Origin of the sequence: Streptococcus sanguinis, from assembly GCF_050222175.1 — a bacterium.
Taxonomy (GTDB): domain Bacteria; phylum Bacillota; class Bacilli; order Lactobacillales; family Streptococcaceae; genus Streptococcus; species Streptococcus sanguinis_M.
The window spans coordinates 1693250-1713271 of record NZ_CP071420.1 but is presented as its reverse complement, the minus strand read 5'-3'; the positions used below and the strand labels follow the sequence as shown (position 1 = coordinate 1713271).

The window sequence follows — 20022 nt, the reverse complement described above, 5'->3', positions numbered from 1 at the left end:
ACCTGTTTAGGTGCCTTTTGGTGTATAATGAAGATAGGTTTGGTCATCTTGAGACAAGTGCAGGATGAAGTTGGTCTAGGAGAATATCATGTCAAAAAATGCTGAAAATATTTTAAAAAGAGTCATTAGGGAACGTCCCTTGGATAGTCATAAGGGCGATTACGGTCGTCTTTTACTGATTGGAGGGACCTATCCTTATGGGGGCGCCATTATCATGACAGCTTTGGCTGCGGTCAATAGCGGAGCAGGTCTGGTGACTGTTGCTACAAATAGAGAAAATATCGCCCCTCTGCACAGTCATTTGCCGGAGGCCATGGCCTTTGACCTAGAGGAGCAAGGCCGATTGACAGAGCAGATGGTTAAATCAGATCTAGTCTTGATTGGTCCAGGCCTAGCAGAGAATCAACTAGGTCTAGATATCCTACAAAAGGTAATCCAGACTGTGGCAGAACAGCAGATACTCATCATGGATGGCGGCGCCATCTCACTCTTTAGTAAAGCAGCTTTGCCATTTCCAAAAGCCCAAACAGTTTTTACCCCTCACCAGAAGGAGTGGGAAGGCTTATCGGGTTTAAGTTTGTCAGATCAGACAGCGGCAGCCAATCAGGCAGCGGTCAACCAGCTGCCTCTGGGCAGTATCGTCGTACAGAAAAAGCATAGAACGAAAATCTATCAAAGCGGGCAAGAGCAGGCCTTTGAGCTGACAGCAGGCGGACCTTATCAGGCAACTGGCGGAATGGGGGATACGCTGGCAGGTATGATTGCTGCTTTTGCAGGACAGTTCAAGTCAAGCAGTCTCTTTGAGCGAGTGGCGGCTGCAACCCTTCTTCACTCGCTTATCGCAGATGAACTGAGTCAGGAAGCCTATGTCGTCCTGCCAACGGCAATCAGCAGGGTCATTCCAAAGTGGATGAAGGAGATGAGTCGGTAGACTTTTTCTTGGGTTTTAAGTCAGCTGGGTTTCTTTTGTGTAAGCCCAGTTTTTTCTTGCTTTTCAGGGAATTTTTAGACTTTGTAATCGGTTTTTTATGCAGTTTTTTGTTATAATAAAAGTTACGGAAAAACTAGAAAAGAAAGGAAAAGGGCATGCCAGAGTATTTGTCGGTTTCGACCTTGACCAAGTATCTGAAGATGAAGTTTGAGCGGGATCCTTATTTGGAGCGGGTCTATCTGACTGGCCAGGTGTCCAATTTCCGCCGCCGTCCCAATCACCAGTATTTCTCATTGAAGGATGAGAAGGCCGTCATTCAGGTTACGATTTGGTCTGGTGTCTACCAGAAGCTGGGCTTTGAGCTGGAAGAAGGCATGAAAATCAATGTGATTGGCCGGGTGCAGCTCTATGAGCCGAGCGGTTCCTATTCTATTATCATTGAAAAGGCAGAACCGGATGGTATAGGAGCCTTGGCTATCCAGTTTGAACAGCTCAAGAAAAAACTGGGAGAAGAAGGGCTTTTTCAAGATAAATTCAAGCAAGCCTTGCCCCAATTTCCTAAGAAAATCGGTGTCGTAACCAGTCCCAGCGGAGCGGTCATCCGGGATATTATCACGACGGTCAGCCGTCGCTTTCCGGGAGTGGAGATTGTCCTTTATCCGACAAAAGTGCAGGGAGATGGTGCTGCAGCTCAGGTTGCTGACCACATCAGACTGGCCAATGAGCGGTCGGATTTGGATGTACTGATTATTGGTCGAGGTGGCGGTTCTATCGAAGATCTCTGGGCTTTCAACGAAGAGGAAACAGTTCGGGCTATTTTTGAGTCTCGGATTCCTATTATTTCTAGTGTCGGCCATGAGACTGATACGACCTTGGCGGACTTTGTAGCAGATCGCAGGGCTGCCACTCCAACGGCTGCGGCTGAACTAGCCACACCAGTCACCAAGCTAGACCTGCTGGGACATTTGCAGCAGCAGGAAAACCGCATGTCACGAGCGATTTCCAATCGTCTGAGCTATTATCGAGAGCGCTTGAATAAACTGACCCAGTCGGTTATCTTCCGACAGCCAGAGCGTCTTTACGATGGCCATCTGCAGAAATTAGACCAGCTCAACCTGCGACTGAAGCAAAAAATTCGCGAATATTATAGTGAAGAGCAACAGCGGGTCAAAATCTTGCAGCATCGTTTGGAAGCATTGAATCCGCTCAGTCGCGTTCAGCGTTTTCAAGAGCAGACTGACCAGCTGGAGCGTTTGCTGCGCAGCAATATGGCGGTCATTTATGATAACAAGGTGGCTCAAGTCAGGAGATTGTCTGAGGCCTTACTTATGCTGGATACCAGTCGAATCGTGGCGCGTGGCTATGCTATTGTCCAAAAGAATCAAAAGGTTGTCGAGTCAAGTGCAGGCATTGAAGAAAAAGATGAGCTGACCCTGCTTATGCGGGATGGGCAACTGGAAGTAGAGGTAAAACATGTCCAAAGAAAAGAAATTTGAAGAAAACTTAGCAGACTTGGAAGTCATTGTCCAAAAGCTGGAAAATGGTGATGTAGCGCTGGAAGAGGCGATTGCGGAATTTCAAAAGGGAATGAAGCTTTCAAAGGAACTCCAGGCTAGTCTGGACAAGGCAGAAAAGACCTTAGTTAAGGTCATGCAGGCAGACGGCACAGAAACGGAAATGGAATGACAAGAAACGAGAAACTCGAAAAGATTGGTCTGACGATTGAGGATTTTTATAAGTCTCAGCAAGTTTCGCCGGATTTGACTGAAGTTATTTTGTACTCGGTGAAGGCTGGCGGCAAGCGAATTCGTCCCTTACTGCTATTGGGGTTGATTCAAGCTTTTGGCCTAGAGCTGACTGAGGCCCACTATCAGGTTGCGGCGGCTCTTGAGATGATTCACACTGGCAGCCTTATCCATGATGATTTGCCGGCTATGGATGATGACGACTATCGCCGAGGCCGCTTGACTAGCCATAAGAAGTTTGGAGAGGATATGGCTATTTTGGCAGGTGATTCTCTCTTTTTGGACCCCTATGGACTATTGGCAAGGGCCGAGCTGCCTAGTCAGGTCAAGGTGGACTTGATTTCTGAGTTGTCTCTGGCAGCAGGGAGCTTTGGTATGGTTGCTGGTCAAGTTCTGGACATGCAAGGCGAAGGCCAAGTAATTAGGCTGGAAGACTTAAAAACCATTCATGCCAATAAGACTGGAAAACTTCTGACGTATCCTTTTGTCGCAGCTGGTTTGATTGCTGAGGTCGAGCAGTCCGTTCAAGACAAGCTTCGTAGGATTGGAGAGCTCTTAGGGTTGGCTTTTCAAGTGCGGGATGATATTTTGGATGTGACAGCCAGCTTTGAAGAGCTGGGTAAAACCCCGCAGAAAGATTTAGCTGCGGACAAGTCGACTTATCCAGCCTTTCTGGGACTGGATGGAGCTAAGAACTTTTTCAATCAGACCCTTGATGAAGCTGTGGATATTCTGAAAGACTTGGAAGAAAAGACAGAGTTTTCAAGCGAAGAAATTCAAAAGATAATAGAAAGTTTGAGATTGAATGGCTAAGGAAAGAGTAGATGTGCTGGCCTACAGACAAGGGCTCTTTGAGACCAGAGAGCAGGCTAAGCGTGGTGTAATGGCTGGACTGGTTATTGCTGCAGCCAATGGCCAGCGCTTTGACAAGCCTGGTGAAAAGATTGACGCAGTCACAGAGCTGCGCTTAAAAGGCGAGAAACTCAGATATGTCAGCCGAGGCGGCCTCAAGCTAGAAAAGGCTTTGCAAGTGTTTGATATTTCGGTCACTGACCGAGTGACCTTGGATATCGGAGCTTCGACTGGCGGTTTTACAGATGTCATGCTGCAGCACGGAGCTAAGCTGGTCTATGCAGTAGATGTCGGTACTAATCAGCTGGCTTGGAAGCTCAGACAGGATGAGCGGGTTGTCAGCATGGAGCAGTTCAATTTTCGCTATGCCCAAAGGACTGACTTTGAACAGGAGCCTAGCTTTGCCTGTATTGACGTCAGCTTTATATCGCTGAGTTTGATTTTGCCAGCTCTGCATGAGATTTTGGCTCAGGATGGGCAAGTTGTTGCCTTAATCAAGCCCCAGTTTGAAGCAGGCCGCGAGCAGATTGGTAAAAAAGGGATTGTCAAGGATAAAAAGGTCCATCTGGCAGTTCTGGATAAGGTCACAGCATTTATGATAGAAGCTGGCTTTTCTGTCAGGGGACTGGATTTTTCGCCTATTCAGGGCGGTCAGGGCAATGTAGAATTTCTGGCCTATTTAGAAAAGAGCACAGAGCCGCAACCTCTTGATTCAGCTATGATGACAGCTGTCGTAGAGGCAGCACACAAGGAATTTAAGGATGAATAAGAAGGATAGATTAGAAAAGATTAGACGGTTTGTCAGTGACTATGACATTGGCACACAGGAGGAAATTGTAGAACATCTCAGGGAGTCTGGGATTACAGCGACGCAGGCTACGGTCTCTAGGGATATCAAAGAGCTGGGCATTGTCAAGATACCGCTCAAGGATAACACCTATATCTACGAGCTGCCTAAGACCATGACCAGCAGTCTGGGCTTGGCCGAAAATAACATCCTGTCCTGTCAGGTTTTGGGAAATATGATCAATCTCGGCCTGGTACCGGGGAGCACAGCACTGGTCAAGCGTCATCTTAGAAATGAATTTGCTGAGGATATTTTCAGTATCTTGGCAGACAACGACAGCATTTTGATGGTTATGATGACAGAGGAAGCAGCTGCAAGGATTGCAACCATCATTCACCATTGGTAGGAAAGCCTATGTTATTAGAAATTTCGATTAAAAATTTTGCCATTATTGAGGAGATTTCCCTTAATTTTGAGCAAGGTATGACGGTTTTGACCGGGGAAACCGGAGCCGGCAAGTCTATTATTATTGATGCGATGAACATGATGCTGGGCAGCCGTGCTACAACGGATGTTATTCGTCATGGGGCACCCAAAGCTGAGATAGAGGGACTTTTTTCGCTGGAAAATAGCAGAGCTTTGCGAGAGATTTTTGAGGAGCAGGGCTGGGAGCTGACCGATGAGCTAATTATCCGTCGGGAAATTCTGCAAAATGGCCGCAGTGTCAGCCGTATCAATGGTCAGATGGTTAATCTGTCTGTTCTAAAGGCTGTTGGCCAGCACTTGGTGGATATCCATGGTCAGCATGATCAGGAAGAACTGATGAGACCTCAGCTTCATATTGCTATGTTAGACGAGTTTGGAACAGCAGACTTTTTAAATCTCAAAGGCCGCTATCAGGAAACCTTTGACCGCTATCGAAGTCTGCGCAAGCAAGTCCTGACTTTGCAGAAAAATCAGCAGGAGCATAAGTCCAGGATTGAGATGCTGGAGTTTCAGATGGCGGAGATTGAAAGTGCCGCCCTCAAAAGCGGTGAAGATACTGCCCTGCACCAGGAGCGAGACCGTTTGCTCAACCACAAGCTTATTGCCGATACGCTGATGAACGCCTATACTATGCTGGATAATGAAGATTTTTCCAGTCTGACTAATGTCCGCTCAGCTATGAATGACCTTGAGTCTATCGAGGATTACGATCCAGCCTACAAGGAGCTTTCCGGCAGCTTGTCAGAGACTTATTATGTCTTAGAAGATGTCAGCAAGCGCCTAGAGGATATTTTAGATGGACTGGACTTTGACGGAGATCGGCTGCTGCAGGTGGAGAGTCGCTTAGACTTGATTAACAGCATCACGCGTAAATACGGCGGCCAAGCAGATGATGTGCTGGATTACTTTGCTCAGATTTCCAAAGAATACAGCCTTTTAACTGGAAGTAACTTGTCCTCAGAGGATATGGATCGAGAGCTGAAGGTCTTGGAGAGAGAGCTGGTAGAGCTGGCCCAGGAGCTGAGTCAGGCTCGTCACGGGCTAGCAACCCAGCTGGAAGCAGAAATCAAGCAAGAGCTGCAAGACCTCTATATGGAAAAGGCGCGCTTTAAAGTGCAGTTCAGTAAGGGCAAGTTCAACCGTGAAGGCAATGAACAAGTAGAGTTTTACATCTCAGCAAATCCGGGCGAGGATTTCAAACCTTTGGTGAAGGTTGCGTCTGGCGGGGAGCTCTCCCGTCTCATGTTGGCTATCAAGTCTGCCTTTTCTCGTAAGGAAGGCAAGACCAGCATTGTCTTTGACGAAGTGGATACGGGCGTTTCTGGCCGAGTGGCCCAAGCTATTGCTCAGAAGATTCACAAGATTGGCTCCAACGGCCAAGTCTTGGCTATTTCCCATTTGCCGCAGGTTATTGCGATTGCCGATTATCAGTTCTTTATTGAGAAGATTTCGGATGAGAATTCAACCGTCTCAACGGTTCGCTTGCTGACGGCTGACGAGCGTGTTCAGGAAGTTGCTAAGATGCTGGCTGGCGAAGATGTGACGGAGGCTGCTTTGACTCAAGCCAGAGAATTATTAAAGAAATAAACAATCGAGACTGAGACACTAGTGTTTCGGTCTCCTTTAGGAGGTGACGAGTATGACAGAACATTTTGCAATCGGTGATGTCCATGGCAAGGCTGGTATGCTGGATGAGCTGATCCAGCATTGGGACGGTCGCAGCCAACTAGTCTTTCTAGGGGACTTGATAGATCGTGGCGAGGACAGCCGAGCGGTTTTGGAGCGGGTCAAGGATTTAGTGGATCAGAAAGGAGCTATCTGTCTTTCTGGCAATCATGAGTATATGTTTCTGACCTGGCTGGATAATCCTGAAAAGTCTTATGACCACTACCGACGCAATGGCGGAGATACGACGATTAATTCGCTTTTAGGCCGACCTCTTAATGCTCCTGTAGATGGAGTAGCAGACGCGGAACGTGTCAAGACGGAGACGGCCAATTTAGTAGATTTTATTCGCCAGATGCCTTTCCTATTGGAGACGGAACAGTACATTTTTGTTCATGCTGGTCTAGATTTGGAGCTGAAAGACTGGCGAGAAACCAGTGATTATCAAAAGGTTTGGATTCGTGCTCCTTTTCACGAAGGCAGCAATCAGACTGGCAAAACGATTGTCTTTGGCCATACACCGACATTTTACCTCTTGCATAAGGCACCGGGAACTGATCAGCTATGGATGACTGACGATGGTAAGATTGGCATGGATGGCGGAGCTGTTTATGGCGGAGTCCTCCACGGAGTTTTCTTTGGTCATAATGGCATCATAGAGCGGTATGCCATAAAAAATGATGGTTTGGTAGCCGAAGACTGAAAAAGATTGGGAAAATCCAATCTTTTTTTGTTGAGATTCTCTCTGAAAATCAGCTTTTTTCCCAAATTTCCTCCCATAAAGCTAAAAAAGCAGCATGTAAACACTTTTTCATCTAATTTTAAAGAAGCGCAAAAAGATTAAAAAACTAAAACAAGCAGATTAAATTTAGGAAACGCTTGGCCTGAGCTGTGATTTTAGCGAATATTCCCCCACAAAACCATAAAAATTTGGTATAATGTAGTGTAATAACAAGTTAAATTTTAGATACAGAGTAGGAAATCTATGACAAAAATAAAAATCGTAACTGACTCATCCGTAACCATTGAACCGGAGGTTGCTAAGGAATTAGACATTACAATTGTGCCTCTCTCTGTTATGGTGGACGGGGTGGTCTATTCGGATGCAGACCTAGAGGAAGGTGAGTTTCTTCGTCTTATGCAGTCTAGTCGCAATCTTCCTAAAACCAGCCAGCCGCCTGTCGGAGTCTTTGCTGATGTTTATGAGCGTTTGGCAGAGGATGGAGCACAGATTATTTCCATTCACATGTCTCATGCCTTGTCAGGAACTGTTGAAGCGGCCCGTCAGGGAGCGACTCTGGCTAATGCTGATGTAACGGTTGTTGATAGTTCTTTCACTGATCAGGCTATGAAGTTTCAGGTCACTGAAGCAGCTAAACTGGCCAAAGAAGGAGCTAGCCTAGAGGAGATTCTGACTAAAATTGAGGAAGTGAAAGAAAAGACAGAACTCTACATCGGTCTTTCTACCTTAGAAAATCTGGTTAAAGGAGGCCGCATAGGTCGAGTTTCCGGTCTGATTAGCTCCTTGCTTAATATCCGGGTTATCATGCAAATGAAGGACCATCAGCTAGAGCCCATTGTCAAGGGGAGGGGTGCTAAGACCTTTAAGAAATGGCTGGATGATTTGATAGTAAGTCTGCAAAACAAGCAAATGGCTGAGATTGGAATTTCCTATGCAGGCAGTCCAGAATTGGCGCTAGAAATGAAGGAAAGTTTACAGCCGTATGTCAAGAAACCTATTTCAGTGCTGGAAACGGGGTCTATTATTCAGACACATACAGGGGAAAATGCTTGGGCTGTGCTGATTCGTTACGAATAAAACCATAATAATTTAGAAAATAGCGGTTTAGTACTTGACCTGAATGCTTTTTTTAGATATGATAATATTTGTTAGGGTTATTAACCCAGAAAAAATTTGGAGGATTTGTTAAATGGCTAACAAACAAGATTTGATCGCAAAAGTAGCAGAAGCTACAGAATTGACTAAAAAAGATTCAGCAGCAGCAGTTGACGCTGTATTCGCAGCTGTAACTGAGTACCTTTCAAAAGGTGAAAAAGTTCAACTTATCGGTTTTGGTAACTTTGAAGTTCGTGAGCGTGCAGCACGTAAAGGCCGCAACCCACAAACTGGTAAAGAAATCAAAATCGCAGCTTCTAAAGTACCAGCTTTCAAAGCAGGTAAAGCTCTTAAAGACGCTGTAAAATAATTTTGGTTAATAAAGCCTGATACACTTGCCTCTGGCGAGTATGTCAGGTTTTTCTTTTTGCTCTCATTTCTTGAGCTCAATAAAAGATTTAGGTGATTCGAGAAAGTTGATTTATGAACTTTCTTGGAGTTTTTACTTTGCATTAAAGTGAAGGAATTTGTCTCTAAACAAAAGAAAATGATAAGAGACAAACTTTTTTAAAGACTTAAAATAAAAAGTTTAAAATTTTAGCAAAAGTGCTTTTAAATCATAGGTGTTTATGATAAAATGAAGAGAGCATTTCTTTTTGTGTAATGATTGCGAGATCATTGAAAAAGTTTAGGAGGTAAGAAATGAAATGGAAACCACTTCAGGGCTCATTGCGTCCTGTTAATCCTTATGGCAGCAAATTTCGCTTGCTGATGGGATTATTTGTTGTGCTTTTTTCAATCTTTCTGCTCCCCATTCAGACCTTGTCTGCCTTGGAGGAGCTGAAGGATGGCACGGATTTGTCCAAGTTGAATATTCATAAGTTTGACTTGAATGTTAACAATGTCAGTGTTCTTTCTAAGTCAGAGGCGATTGAACAGGTTCATTTGACTAATCCAAACTATGAGTATCTGGGAGCAGTTTATCCTGGAGAAATGGAAAATTTCACCATCAAAGTAGACAAGTCTCAAAAAGCAGATCAGGTCTTTAATAAGCCGCTTTCTCTTAAGTTCTCTAATGTTGGAACGGCTTATGGAAAACAAGTAGATGCCTATCTGACTTTTAATAAGGTAACACTCCACTATCTGAACTCATCTACAGCAGAAGCTCAGATGAATGATGCTCAAAAAAATGCAGTTGAATTTTTCTCTATTTCAGAGTTGTGGGAGAGAAGCGCTTTTGAGATTGGGAATATCCCATATGTGGATGCGGCCCATAATAACATTATGAACAAAGCTTTCTGGGTGGAGGCTGATGTTACAGCAGAGCTACGCTATGCGGATGGTTCGGATACAGATTTGAAGTTGGTTATGAAACCGACTGACATTGATGTAGTTGACGGCTTTGGTCTAAAAGAGTCTTTCTATATTAATGATTATAAAAATGCTGTTGATAAGCGCTTGATGAACAATGCCAATGCTTTGAATCAAACAGATCAGAGCGGTCGGACAATTTGGGAAGCAACGACTTCAACTAGCGGTGCTGCTAATGAAAACAACATCTCTGGTTTGGCCGTTCGTTCTGCAGATAACACGTTGAATTTCGGTTATTTATCAACAGAAGCTTGCTCGGCAGTCTTTGGTCTTTATATTGAAAAAGTTGATCCCAAGCCAGTCTTAGAAGTGGATCCAGTTAAGATTCCAGCTAAGGAAGGTCAAGAGGTGACTTATAAGGGAACCTTCAAGATTCCAGTTCCTGGTAAGGATATTTTGGCTACCCCGACTACTATTGAGATGACTGAAACCTTTGACGAGCGTCTGGATTACAAGGAGCTCAAGGTTGAGGCTGGCGGTAATGCCTGGCAGGAAGGTCGTGATTACACGATTGAAAAGAAAGGCCAGACCGTTACGGTCAAGATGACACCGGAGTATGTTAAAGCAAATTCTTCTCAGGATATAGTCATTACCTACAAGACTGCAACCAATCAAAAAGTAGCAGAAAAGGGTGCTGCAACGATTGAAAATACAGTGACTTTGAAAGTAGATAATCTTTCAGAACCATCTAATCAAGTTACTACTGACTTGCTCTATGAAAAGAAACATGAATTTGTCAGTGGCACTGCTGGTAAGGAACTCCCGCAGGAAATCAAAGACCTAACACCAGAAACAGAAAAGAATCTGGAGAATGGTACTAAGACCACTCCAACCCAGCCGATGAAGACAGAAGTGAAAACCGCTGATGGCACTTGGACCTTTAAGTCATACGATAAGAACGAAGAGACCATTAATGGAGCAGATGCGCATTTTGTTGGTACCTGGGACTTTACTCCAGCTCCAACCTATAAGGCAACTCACGAGTTCGTTAGTGGAACAGCAGGTAAGGAACTTCCACAAGAAGTGAAAGCTTTGCTTCCAAGCGACAAGCCTGATTTGGCAGATGGTACTAAGACCACTCCAACACAGCCAACTAAGACGGAAGTGCAGACCGCCGACGGTACTTGGACCTTCAAGTCATACGATAAGAACGAAGAGACCATCAATGGGTCAGATGTGAAGTTCGTCGGCACTTGGGACTTTACTCCAGCGCCAACTTATAAGGCTACTCATGAGTTCGTCAGTGGTACAGCAGGTAAAGAACTGCCACAAGCAGTGAAATCCATGCTTCCAGCCGACAAGCCTGATTTGGCAGATGGCACTAAGACAACTCCAACCCAGCCATCGAAGACAGAAGTGAAGACAACCGAAGGCACCTGGACCTTTAAGTCATACGATAAGACGGAAGAGATTATTAACGGAGCAGATGTGAAGTTCGTCGGCACTTGGGACTTTACTCCAGCGCCAACTTATAAGGCTACTCATGAGTTCGTTAGTGGTACAGCAGGTAAGGAATTGCCACAAGAAGTGAAATCCTTGCTTCCATCCGACAAGCCTGATTTAGCAGATGGCACTAAGGCCACTCCAACCCAGCCGATGAAGACAGAAGTGAAAACAACCGAAGGTACATGGACCTTTAAGTCTTACGATAAGGCAGAAGAGACTATCAATGGAGCGGACGCTCGCTTTGTTGGAACATGGGACTTTACTCCAGCGCCAACTTATAAGGCTACTCACGAGTTCGTTAGTGGAACAGCAGGTAAAGAATTGCCGCAAGCAGTGAAAGATATACTTCCATCCGACAAGCCTAACTTGGCAGATGGCACTAAGGCCACTCCAACCCAGCCGGTGAAGACAGAAGTTGAAACATCTGATGGCGCTTGGAGCTTCCAGTCATATAACAAGAACGAAACAACCATTAATGGTGCAGATGTTCACTTTGTCGGTACTTGGACTTTCGCAGCTGACTCAACTACGCTTACTGGCAGTGTGATCTGGATTGACAATGATAACGCTGCAGGTCGCCGACCACAGAGTGTCCTTGTTCACTTACTTGCAGATGGACAGGATACAGGCATCAGCGTAACTGTTGATGAGGCGATGGGCTGGAAATACAGCTTTGAAAATCTGCCACGCTTCAAGGATGGAAAAGAAATCATCTATAGTGTCCGCGAGGACGAAGTTGAAGGCTACAGCAATCAAGCTGAAGGTATGAATGTAACCAACCGCTTGCTTGTAGATGCTAAAGTTAAAGAGATTGGCAAGAAACGAATTCTGCCTAAGACCGGCCAAGATACATCTATCTGGATGCTGATTCTTGGATTCTTGACTTTTGGAGGAGCAGTTGGCTTGACCAAACGTCAGCGTGACTAAGATTAAGCTTCAGTAAAAAGCTTTGAAAATCTAGAATATATGAAAAGTCTGTTATCTCAACTTTTGTTGGGAATAGCAGGCTTTTTATTTTTCAAGGAAAGATAAGCATTATAAGCAGTCAAATGCTTGAATTTTTCATAAAATTAAAAATAAGCTTGTATTTTTCTAGTAAGTATGGTAAACTATTTTAGTAAAAAATTATACAAAGGAGACTGTTGATGAAGACAAAAACATTAGCACTCGTAAATGGACTTGTTGGGCTTATTGGTGGTATTATTCTACTTTTGTGGCCTTTCTTCATTTGGGTTATTTATTTTATGCTAGGTGTATTTGACATCCTGAAAATTGCAATCCTAGCTTTGGGAATTGCTGGTATTGTCTACTATAAGGATGACAATCGTGTGGGACCAGCAGGCTCTATCTTGATGATTGTAGGTGGAATTTTTACCTTTAATGACTTCTTGGGCTGGATTGGTGCTATTCTTTCTATCATAGGCGGTTCTCTTTATTTAGCAAGCTTGAAGAGATTCCAAGCATAGAGCGAGGATTGAAAAAAATACTAGTTTAAAGCTTGCATTGCCTTAAATGGATAAGCAATCATGCAGAAGCAGGATGGTGAACTTTGGTTAGTTCTGTCCTGCTTTTTTCTTTTTAGCTTATTTACAATCATTCTTAATAGCCAAATAAGCCTAGTCATGGTATAATGGTAACGACTTAGATGAGAGGCTATAACGGAGCAAATAATGAAACAAGAACATCAGCATGACTTTGACCAAGTAATTGGCCATTTGCGCGCCAAGGGCGTGCGTATTACAGAAACACGGAAGGCGGTAATTGACTATATTATCCAAAGTCATGACCATCCTAGCGCTGAAATGATATATCAGGACTTGAAGCCCAATTTTCCTAATATGAGTCTGGCAACAGTCTATAATAATCTCAAGGTTCTGATTGATGAGGGCTTTGTCGCTGAGCTCAAGGTTCGCAATGATACGACGACCTACTTTGACTTTATGGGCCATCAGCACCTCAATGTCATCTGTGAAAAATGTGGCCGTATCGCTGATATGGAGCTGGAACTTCCTGATGTGAAGCATGAGGCTGAAGTGCAGACTGGCTACCACATCACCCAAAGCCAGACGACTGTCTATGGCCTATGCCCCCAATGCCAGCAAGAGGCGGTGTGACTGCGAGAATGATTAGGAGTTTTTGGAGTCTCAAAGACGAACAAAGTTGTGACTTGCTTCGCAAATTCAATCTGCAACTTCAAAGCAGTACTTTGAGCTATCGGCTACTGCGCCAATATTCTATTACTAATAAAAGGTAAGGCTAGAACTTATGTCTCTTAGCCTTTTTCTATGTGTTTTAGCAAGGCATGTTCGCAGGATATCATCTGAGCTTAGAGACGTTGGTACCTAGTCAAGTACAGCACTTAGCAAGATCAGATATTTTAAGCACAACCCCTTATATACTTATGCTATTATTTTACAGTCAAATTCTCTTTTGATATAATGGAAGCAGAATAAATCCTTGTACAAAGAGATTCGAAGAGTTCTGAAGGATTTACAATATAGGTAAATTCGTCATAAGTCTGTAGTATCGAAATCTTTAAGGGGTATTACTTTGTGGGTAGGGTAGATTTTTAGGAGGTCTTATGTTCTGGTGGAGAAAGAAATGGCTGGATGAGTTGTCAGACAGTGATGAATCGCCTCTTTTGGAATGCCGTCATCTTCTCTTTGAGGATGAGGCGGGTTATCCTATTTGTCCTTCCTGCGGTGGACTCATAAAAGAGAATTTTCCTAAGAAAGGCGCGGACAAAGCACGTCTGCACCTGATACGGGAGAAGATGCAGCGAGTATGGAGTGTAAGATTTGGAAGGGAATTTTCAGCAGCTTTGTTTGTGATACCAGCTATTTTTCTTCCAGAATTTTTAAGCCGTTGGATTTTAACCACTGGAGATTACGGCTTTTCTAGCTTTTTCATTGCTAGCCGTCATACGCCTACAATGATTAGCTTTACTTATGAAGGCTATATTCCTTTATTTATCTTTTTTATGGGCAAAGAACGCTTTAAACGTTTCTCTACTTTTTCTTTAGGATTTGAGCGTTTTCATAAAATCCTTTATTCTTGGCCTGTTCGGCTTGTTACTTTTATCGCTGTTATTTGCTTCATTAATATTATTATGCCAAAGATTTATGGGGTTGAAGGAGATGTCTTTATAGGTAAACATAGCCAGCTAACTCCCGCCCAGCATGCTAAAGGTGTAGAACTTTTCATCTTTGTCAATATGCTCTCCATATGGATTGTATCTGGCTTGCTGCTTATTTATCAGTTGATAGACAGGCAGCGGACTTGGTGGATCAAGGAAGCTAATGAGGCTTATCTGTCTGGCGGGTGTTGATATGAAGAGAAATTTTGATTTTTAGGAGGTCTTATGTTCTGGAGAAAGAAATGGTTGGATGAATTGCCAGACGGCGAAGAATCTCCTTTTTTTGAATGCCGACATCTTCTCTTTGAGGATGAGGCTGGCTATCCCATTTGTCCTTCTTGCGGCAAGCTAATAAAGAAAAATCTTCCTCAAAACAGTGTGGATCGCTCACGTCTTTTTCTGATTTATCAAAAAGTGAAGCGACTCTGGATTATGAAATGGAAACTTATTATAATCACTCTAATTGCATTTATATCTTATAGTTTTCCAATAGATTTTAGTAATTGGCTTTTGAGGAATGGAGACTATGGTTTTAGAGACTTTTTTCCTATTACACCTCATACACCGCTAGTATCTGACTTTACCTACATTGCTTATCTTCCTCTTTTTATCTTCTTTTTTATTGGAGAGCGTTCTAGGCGTTTCACTAGCTTTTCTTTGGGCTTCGTTCGTTTTCATAAAATCATCTATTCCTTACCTGTGCAGCTAGCTTTTTTCTTGGCAGTATTTGCTGGGATTAATCAAGTAATGCCAGGTGTCTACAAGGTGATTGGAGATAATTACATATCAAAGTATGATTACCTAACTCCGGCCCAGCATGCTAAAGGTGTAGAACTTTTCATCTTTGTCAATATGCTCTCCATCTGGATTGTATCTGTCTTACTGCTTATTTATCAGTTGATAGACAGGAGACGGACTTGGTGGCTCAAGGAAGCTAATGAGGCTTATCTGTCTGGCGGGTGTTGATATGAAGAGAAATTTTGATTTTTAGGAGGTCTTATGTTTTGGAGAAGAGATTGGGAGGAAGAGATATCAGGAAGCAGAGAATCGCCTTTTTTGGAATGCCGTCATCTTCTTTTTGAAGGGGAATCGGACTATCCTATTTGTCCTTCCTGTGGCAAGCTAATAAAGGAAAATCTTCCTCAAAACAGTGTGGATCGCTCACGTCTTTTTCTGATTTATCAAAAAGTGAAGCGAGTATGGAGTGTCAAAATTGGGATTACTTCAACACTGCTCATTATCATTCTATCTTATTGGTTGCCACAGGTTATAGGTGGCTGGTTTCTATGGACAGGCGACTATGGATTTAGTAGATTTATTCCTTCTAGTTCTCATAATCCCACCTTATTTAGTGTGACACTTTTTGGCTACATTCCCTTATTTATCCTTTTTGTAGCAAGAGAGCGTGTTAAGCGATTTTTTACCTTCTCATTGAGGATTGAGCATTTTCATAAAATTCTTTATTCTTGGCCAGTTCAGCTTACTCTCTTTATCTTTGTTATCATCTTATTAAGTGCTTATATGCCTAAGTTTTACGAAATGGAAGGAGAATCTTTGATTGTCAAGCAAATTCAGCTAACTCCCGCCCAGCAGATTAAGGGAGTAGAGCTCTTTGTCTTTGTCAATATGCTTTGTAACTGGATAGTAGCAGGCTTGTTGGCCATTCATCAACTGATAGACAGGAGACGGACTTGGTGGTTCAAGGAAGCTAATGAGGCTTATCTGTCTGGTGGGTGCTAAGGTAAAGGTTTCTGCTCGGAAATACAAAAGCGCTTTCTTGCTGAAAAAGGTCTGATTTGACGAAATAGGCTAGCTTTTTAGGCGAAAATTTTGTAAAATAGAATAGATAAACGGGGACTGCCTCGGAAAATAAAAGGAGAATCCATCTAATGGTAAAATTAGTTTTTGCTCGCCACGGTGAGTCTGAATGGAACAAAGCGAACCTTTTCACTGGTTGGGCTGATGTTGACTTGTCTGAAAAAGGTACACAGCAAGCAATCGACGCTGGTAAACTGATTAAAGAAGCTGGTATCGAGTTTGACCAAGCTTACACTTCAGTATTGAAGCGTGCGATTAAGACAACTAACCTTGCTTTGGAAGCAGCTGATCAGCTTTGGGTACCAGTTGAAAAATCATGGCGTTTGAACGAGCGTCACTATGGTGGCCTGACTGGTAAAAACAAGGCAGAAGCAGCTGAGCAATTTGGTGATGAGCAAGTGCATATCTGGCGTCGTTCATACGATGTATTGCCTCCAGCAATGCCACGTGATGATGAGTACTCAGCACACACTGACCGTCGTTATGCTTCACTTGACGACTCAGTTATTCCAGATGCTGAAAACTTGAAAGTGACTTTGGAACGTGCTCTTCCATTCTGGGAAGACAAGATTGCTCCAGCTTTGAAAGATGGCAAAAATGTCTTTGTAGGTGCACACGGTAACTCAATCCGTGCCCTTGTGAAGCACATCAAACAATTGTCTGACGATGAAATCATGGATGTGGAAATTCCAAACTTCCCACCATTGGTATTCGAATTTGACGAAAAATTGAACGTAGTAAAAGAATACTACCTTGGAAAATAAGCTTAAAAGAATCTGAGAATAATCTCAGATTCTTTGCTTTTCCGGAGAGGAAGGACAAGGATTACTAGAAGCCTAGCTAGCAAGTCTTTTAGGTTCTGAGGTTTAGCGGATTTCTTCTTAGCTCGTCCATATTTTCAGATTTTCTATCAGTTTTGAAACATTCATCGAGCTGGATTTATGGTAAAATAAAGGTCAGAACTTTTACTAGAATGAGAGAGAAAATGGCAAGGAAGAAGAGAAAATTTGACAGTCATTCCATCACCAGAAGGCTTTATCTGCTGTTTGGAATCGTGATGTTTTTGTTTTTAGCCTTGATTGCTCGTCTGGGCTATATGCAGGTGGTCAATCAGGACTTTTACACGGATAAGTTAGCTAAGGCCAGCAAGACCAAGATTACCACTAGCTCAGTACGTGGGCAGATTTATGATGCTACTGGCAAGCCCTTGGTGGAAAATACGACCAAGCAGGTGGTGACCTATACGCGAGATAACCGGCTGACGGCTGGAGAGATTCGAGCGACAGCTCAAAAGCTCCTGACCTATGTCAGTATCAGCGATACAGAGGTGACAGACCGCCAAGAGGTGGATTATTATTTGGCGGACAGCGCAGTCTATCAGGAAGTGGTGGAAAAGCTACCCAAGGACAAGAAATTTGATACAGATGGCAACCGCCTGCCTGAGTCCAAAATCTATAAGGCGGCAGCTGAGAGCATTGACCCTAAGCAGCTGGGCTATACGGATGAGGAAAAGAAGGCCATCGTTCTCTTTAGTCAGATGAATGCGATTTCCAACTTTGCGACGGGGACCATCCAGACAGATGCGCTAACAACAGAGCAGGTAGCTGTACTGGCTTCCAGCAGCAAAGAGCTGCCAGGTATCAGTGTCTCAACGGGCTGGGACCGCAAGGTCTTGGATACCTCGCTGGCTTCTATCGTGGGTAATATCTCGACAGAAAAGACTGGACTTCCGGCTGAGGAAGTGGATGATTATCTGAAAAAAGGCTACTCTCTCAATGACCGGGTGGGGACCTCCTATCTGGAAAAGCAGTATGAGTCAGTTCTGCAAGGCAAGCGAGCTGAGAAGGAGATTCATCTAGATAAAAATGGTAATATGGAGAGTGTGGAAAATATCTCTGACGGTAGTAAGGGTGACAATCTCAAGCTGACGGTGGACTTAAGCTTCCAGCAGGGAGTGGAGGACATTCTAAAAAATGCCTTTAATGCGGAGTTGGCGAGTGGCAATGCGACCTACTCTGAGGGTGTCTATGCTGTAGCTATGGATCCAAATACCGGCGCCGTCTTGGCCATGGCAGGCGTCCGGCACGACCTGGAAACGGGAGAAAATTCGGTCGATGCTTTGGGAACCATGACTAATGTCTTCGTTCCGGGATCTGTGGTCAAGGCTGCAACTCTGACCTCAGGCTGGGAGAATAACGCCATTAGCGGAAACCAAGTCCTGACAGACCAGCCGATTAGCTTTGGCGGTACGGACAGTATCACTTCTTGGTTCACCCAGTATGGTTCACGTGCCATCACAGCCCAAGAGGCCTTGGAATACTCTTCCAATACCTATATGGTGCAGGTAGCGCTGAAGATGATGGGGACGCCTTACTCAGCTGATATGAAGCTAGATTTTGATGAGCTGGATCCGTCCATGAAAAAGTTGAGGTCGACTTTTGCAGAATATGGTCTAGGCACTTCGACAGGGATTGACCTGCCAAATGAGTCCACAGGCTATCTTCCAGACAAGTTTACGTTTGCCAACTATCTGACCAATTCGTTCGGCCAGTTTGACAACTATACAACGCTTCAGCTGGCCCAGTATGCCTCAACAGTAGCTAATAATGGCAAGCGTGTGGCTCCGCATATCGTTGAAGGCATTTACGGCAACAGCGACCAAGGAGGACTGGGTGATTTGGTGCAGAAAATTGACACCAAAGAGCTGAACCAGGTCAATATCTCTGACGAGGATATGAGCATTATCAAGCAAGGCTTCTATCAAGTGGTTCATGGCAGCAGCGGCTTTACGACTGGTCGGACCATTTCTCAGGGAGAGAGTGTGCCAATCAGTGCCAAGACTGGTACGGCTGAGACCTTTGTGGACAAGGGTAAGAAAGAAGCCATCAATACCAATGTTGTGTCTTATGCACCGAGTGAGAAGCCGCAGATTGCGGTGGCGGTGGTGTTCCCTCACAATACGAACCTATCTTCTACTGTCAGCCACAGTATCACTCGCGATATTATCAATCTTTACAACCAACAACACCCTATGAATTAGTGCTCAATGAAAATCATCAGCAAACGGAGAAAGCTTAAGTTGTCAGTGCTCAAGTAGAGCAATCTGGTTTGAGGAGATTTTTTGAGAATAGAGAAAGGATTTTATGCTTTACCCAACCCCTATTGCCAAGCTGATTGACAGTTTCTCTAAGCTGCCCGGCATTGGCATCAAAACAGCCACTCGACTGGCTTTTTACACTATTGGCATGAGCGATGACGATGTCAATGAATTTGCCAAGAATCTGCTGGCTGCTAAGCGTGAGCTGAGCTACTGCTCTGTCTGCGGCAACCTGACGGACGAAGACCCTTGTGCAATCTGCCAAGACCAGTCGCGCGATCAATCAACTATTTTGATCGTTGAGGACAGCCGAGATGTGTCAGCCATGGAAAATATCCAGGAATACCACGGACTCTATCATGTCCTGCACGGTTTGATTTCACCTATGAATGGCATTGGACCGGACGACATCAATCTCAAGAGTCTGATTACTCGTTTGATGGATAGTGAAGTGACGGAGGTTATCGTCGCAACCAATGCGACTGCGGATGGCGAAGCGACCTCCATGTACATCTCCCGGGTCTTGAAGCCCGCTGGGATTAAGGTGACTCGCCTAGCGCGTGGTTTGGCGGTTGGCTCCGACATTGAGTATGCGGACGAGGTCACATTGATTCGCGCTATCGAAAATCGGACGGAATTATAAACATAAAGGATTTTTCTGGCTCTAGCTGGCTGGAAGAGTCCTTTTTTCTGTTCAAAAATGCTGGGAATTGTGATATACTAAAACGGACTGATACAGAAGCTCCTGCTTAGAAGAATCGACTAGCTAGGTAGATGCAAAACCAAGCTTTTTAGGTTGTTTTATTTCGAGCTGGCAGCTTTTGTAAATCGTACTATTTTTAGAAAATGAT

19 protein-coding genes and 1 pseudogene are annotated in these 20022 nt (G+C 44.1%); all 20 read left to right on the top strand.

The window, feature by feature from the left end; translation table 11 throughout:
- Positions 1-88 precede the first annotated feature (88 nt).
- The 20 genes and pseudogenes from J1C91_RS08355 to recR all read left to right on the top strand — a co-directional run bounded on the left by J1C91_RS08355 (position 89) and on the right by recR (position 19814).
- Positions 89-931 carry an NAD(P)H-hydrate dehydratase gene (locus J1C91_RS08355; RefSeq protein WP_002910305.1) on the top strand — a complete coding sequence of 281 codons (843 nt, stop codon included), beginning with the start codon at positions 89-91 and terminating at the stop codon, positions 929-931.
- A pseudogene (locus tag J1C91_RS08350) lies at positions 907-1142 on the top strand (initiator RepB protein). The gene J1C91_RS08355 and the pseudogene J1C91_RS08350 overlap by 25 nt, the downstream one beginning before the upstream one ends.
- Positions 1087-2427: an exodeoxyribonuclease VII large subunit gene (gene xseA / locus J1C91_RS08345; protein WP_002910304.1), complete on the top strand. Its 1341-nt coding sequence runs from the start codon at positions 1087-1089 to the stop codon at positions 2425-2427. Before J1C91_RS08350 ends, xseA begins: the two are co-directional and overlap by 56 nt.
- Positions 2405-2617, top strand: a complete 213-nt coding sequence (locus J1C91_RS08340; RefSeq protein WP_002896137.1) for an exodeoxyribonuclease VII small subunit — start codon at positions 2405-2407, stop codon at positions 2615-2617. Before xseA ends, J1C91_RS08340 begins: the two co-directional genes overlap by 23 nt.
- On the top strand, positions 2614-3489 hold the full coding sequence (locus J1C91_RS08335; protein WP_002910303.1) for a polyprenyl synthetase family protein: 876 nt from the start codon (positions 2614-2616) through the stop codon (positions 3487-3489). The genes J1C91_RS08340 and J1C91_RS08335 overlap by 4 nt, the downstream gene beginning before the upstream one ends.
- Positions 3482-4297, top strand: coding sequence for a TlyA family RNA methyltransferase (locus tag J1C91_RS08330; RefSeq protein WP_002910302.1), 816 nt, complete (start codon positions 3482-3484; stop codon positions 4295-4297). The genes J1C91_RS08335 and J1C91_RS08330 overlap by 8 nt, the downstream gene beginning before the upstream one ends.
- Positions 4290-4721, top strand: a complete 432-nt coding sequence (locus J1C91_RS08325) for an arginine repressor (protein ID WP_002910300.1) — start codon at positions 4290-4292, stop codon at positions 4719-4721. The genes J1C91_RS08330 and J1C91_RS08325 overlap by 8 nt, the downstream gene beginning before the upstream one ends.
- 8 nt (positions 4722-4729) lie before the next feature.
- Positions 4730-6388 (top strand): DNA repair protein RecN, encoded by a 1659-nt coding sequence (gene recN / locus J1C91_RS08320; RefSeq protein ID WP_125439177.1) that lies wholly within the window; start codon positions 4730-4732, stop codon positions 6386-6388.
- 52 nt (positions 6389-6440) lie between these two features.
- On the top strand, positions 6441-7169 hold the full coding sequence (locus J1C91_RS08315; RefSeq protein WP_125439179.1) for a metallophosphoesterase: 729 nt from the start codon (positions 6441-6443) through the stop codon (positions 7167-7169).
- Between the two features lie 282 nt (positions 7170-7451).
- Complete coding sequence (locus tag J1C91_RS08310) at positions 7452-8285, top strand: DegV family protein (protein WP_125439181.1); 834 nt, start codon at positions 7452-7454, stop codon at positions 8283-8285.
- Positions 8286-8397: 112 nt separating this feature from the next.
- Positions 8398-8673, top strand: coding sequence for an HU family DNA-binding protein (locus J1C91_RS08305; protein WP_002896125.1), 276 nt, complete (start codon positions 8398-8400; stop codon positions 8671-8673).
- Positions 8674-9005: 332 nt separating this feature from the next.
- Positions 9006-12047 (top strand): LPXTG-anchored SHIRT domain periscope protein, encoded by a 3042-nt coding sequence (locus J1C91_RS08300; protein WP_125439183.1) that lies wholly within the window; start codon positions 9006-9008, stop codon positions 12045-12047.
- Between the two features lie 218 nt (positions 12048-12265).
- A complete protein-coding gene (locus J1C91_RS08295) occupies positions 12266-12586 on the top strand; it encodes a hypothetical protein (protein ID WP_002896121.1) in 321 nt (106 codons plus the stop codon).
- A gap of 204 nt (positions 12587-12790) precedes the next feature.
- Positions 12791-13234 carry a Fur family transcriptional regulator gene (locus J1C91_RS08290; RefSeq protein ID WP_002896119.1) on the top strand — a complete coding sequence of 148 codons (444 nt, stop codon included), beginning with the start codon at positions 12791-12793 and terminating at the stop codon, positions 13232-13234.
- Between the two features lie 467 nt (positions 13235-13701).
- The gene (locus tag J1C91_RS08285; protein ID WP_002910295.1) at positions 13702-14448 is read left to right on the top strand and encodes a hypothetical protein; all 747 of its coding nucleotides are present in this window, start codon (positions 13702-13704) and stop codon (positions 14446-14448) included.
- A gap of 33 nt (positions 14449-14481) precedes the next feature.
- On the top strand, positions 14482-15222 hold the full coding sequence (locus J1C91_RS08280) for a hypothetical protein (protein WP_002910294.1): 741 nt from the start codon (positions 14482-14484) through the stop codon (positions 15220-15222).
- 33 nt (positions 15223-15255) lie between these two features.
- Positions 15256-15996, top strand: coding sequence for a hypothetical protein (locus tag J1C91_RS08275; protein WP_002910293.1), 741 nt, complete (start codon positions 15256-15258; stop codon positions 15994-15996).
- A 149-nt stretch (positions 15997-16145) separates the two neighbouring features.
- Positions 16146-16838, top strand: a complete 693-nt coding sequence (locus J1C91_RS08270; RefSeq protein WP_002896114.1) for a phosphoglycerate mutase — start codon at positions 16146-16148, stop codon at positions 16836-16838.
- Positions 16839-17047: 209 nt separating this feature from the next.
- A complete protein-coding gene (gene pbp2b / locus J1C91_RS08265; protein WP_002910291.1) occupies positions 17048-19114 on the top strand; it encodes a penicillin-binding protein PBP2B in 2067 nt (688 codons plus the stop codon).
- A gap of 103 nt (positions 19115-19217) precedes the next feature.
- On the top strand, positions 19218-19814 hold the full coding sequence (recR, locus tag J1C91_RS08260) for a recombination mediator RecR (protein ID WP_002910290.1): 597 nt from the start codon (positions 19218-19220) through the stop codon (positions 19812-19814).
- The last annotated feature ends 208 nt before the right edge of the window (positions 19815-20022 follow it).

Coding starts and splice junctions, on each gene's coding strand:
- J1C91_RS08355 (WP_002910305.1), top strand. CDS start 89: ATGTCAAAAAATGCTGAAAATATTTTAAAAAGAGTCATTAGGGAACGT.
- xseA (WP_002910304.1), top strand. CDS start 1,087: ATGCCAGAGTATTTGTCGGTTTCGACCTTGACCAAGTATCTGAAGATG.
- J1C91_RS08340 (WP_002896137.1), top strand. CDS start 2,405: ATGTCCAAAGAAAAGAAATTTGAAGAAAACTTAGCAGACTTGGAAGTC.
- J1C91_RS08335 (WP_002910303.1), top strand. CDS start 2,614: ATGACAAGAAACGAGAAACTCGAAAAGATTGGTCTGACGATTGAGGAT.
- J1C91_RS08330 (WP_002910302.1), top strand. CDS start 3,482: ATGGCTAAGGAAAGAGTAGATGTGCTGGCCTACAGACAAGGGCTCTTT.
- J1C91_RS08325 (WP_002910300.1), top strand. CDS start 4,290: ATGAATAAGAAGGATAGATTAGAAAAGATTAGACGGTTTGTCAGTGAC.
- recN (WP_125439177.1), top strand. CDS start 4,730: ATGTTATTAGAAATTTCGATTAAAAATTTTGCCATTATTGAGGAGATT.
- J1C91_RS08315 (WP_125439179.1), top strand. CDS start 6,441: ATGACAGAACATTTTGCAATCGGTGATGTCCATGGCAAGGCTGGTATG.
- J1C91_RS08310 (WP_125439181.1), top strand. CDS start 7,452: ATGACAAAAATAAAAATCGTAACTGACTCATCCGTAACCATTGAACCG.
- J1C91_RS08305 (WP_002896125.1), top strand. CDS start 8,398: ATGGCTAACAAACAAGATTTGATCGCAAAAGTAGCAGAAGCTACAGAA.
- J1C91_RS08300 (WP_125439183.1), top strand. CDS start 9,006: ATGAAATGGAAACCACTTCAGGGCTCATTGCGTCCTGTTAATCCTTAT.
- J1C91_RS08295 (WP_002896121.1), top strand. CDS start 12,266: ATGAAGACAAAAACATTAGCACTCGTAAATGGACTTGTTGGGCTTATT.
- J1C91_RS08290 (WP_002896119.1), top strand. CDS start 12,791: ATGAAACAAGAACATCAGCATGACTTTGACCAAGTAATTGGCCATTTG.
- J1C91_RS08285 (WP_002910295.1), top strand. CDS start 13,702: ATGTTCTGGTGGAGAAAGAAATGGCTGGATGAGTTGTCAGACAGTGAT.
- J1C91_RS08280 (WP_002910294.1), top strand. CDS start 14,482: ATGTTCTGGAGAAAGAAATGGTTGGATGAATTGCCAGACGGCGAAGAA.
- J1C91_RS08275 (WP_002910293.1), top strand. CDS start 15,256: ATGTTTTGGAGAAGAGATTGGGAGGAAGAGATATCAGGAAGCAGAGAA.
- J1C91_RS08270 (WP_002896114.1), top strand. CDS start 16,146: ATGGTAAAATTAGTTTTTGCTCGCCACGGTGAGTCTGAATGGAACAAA.
- pbp2b (WP_002910291.1), top strand. CDS start 17,048: ATGAGAGAGAAAATGGCAAGGAAGAAGAGAAAATTTGACAGTCATTCC.
- recR (WP_002910290.1), top strand. CDS start 19,218: ATGCTTTACCCAACCCCTATTGCCAAGCTGATTGACAGTTTCTCTAAG.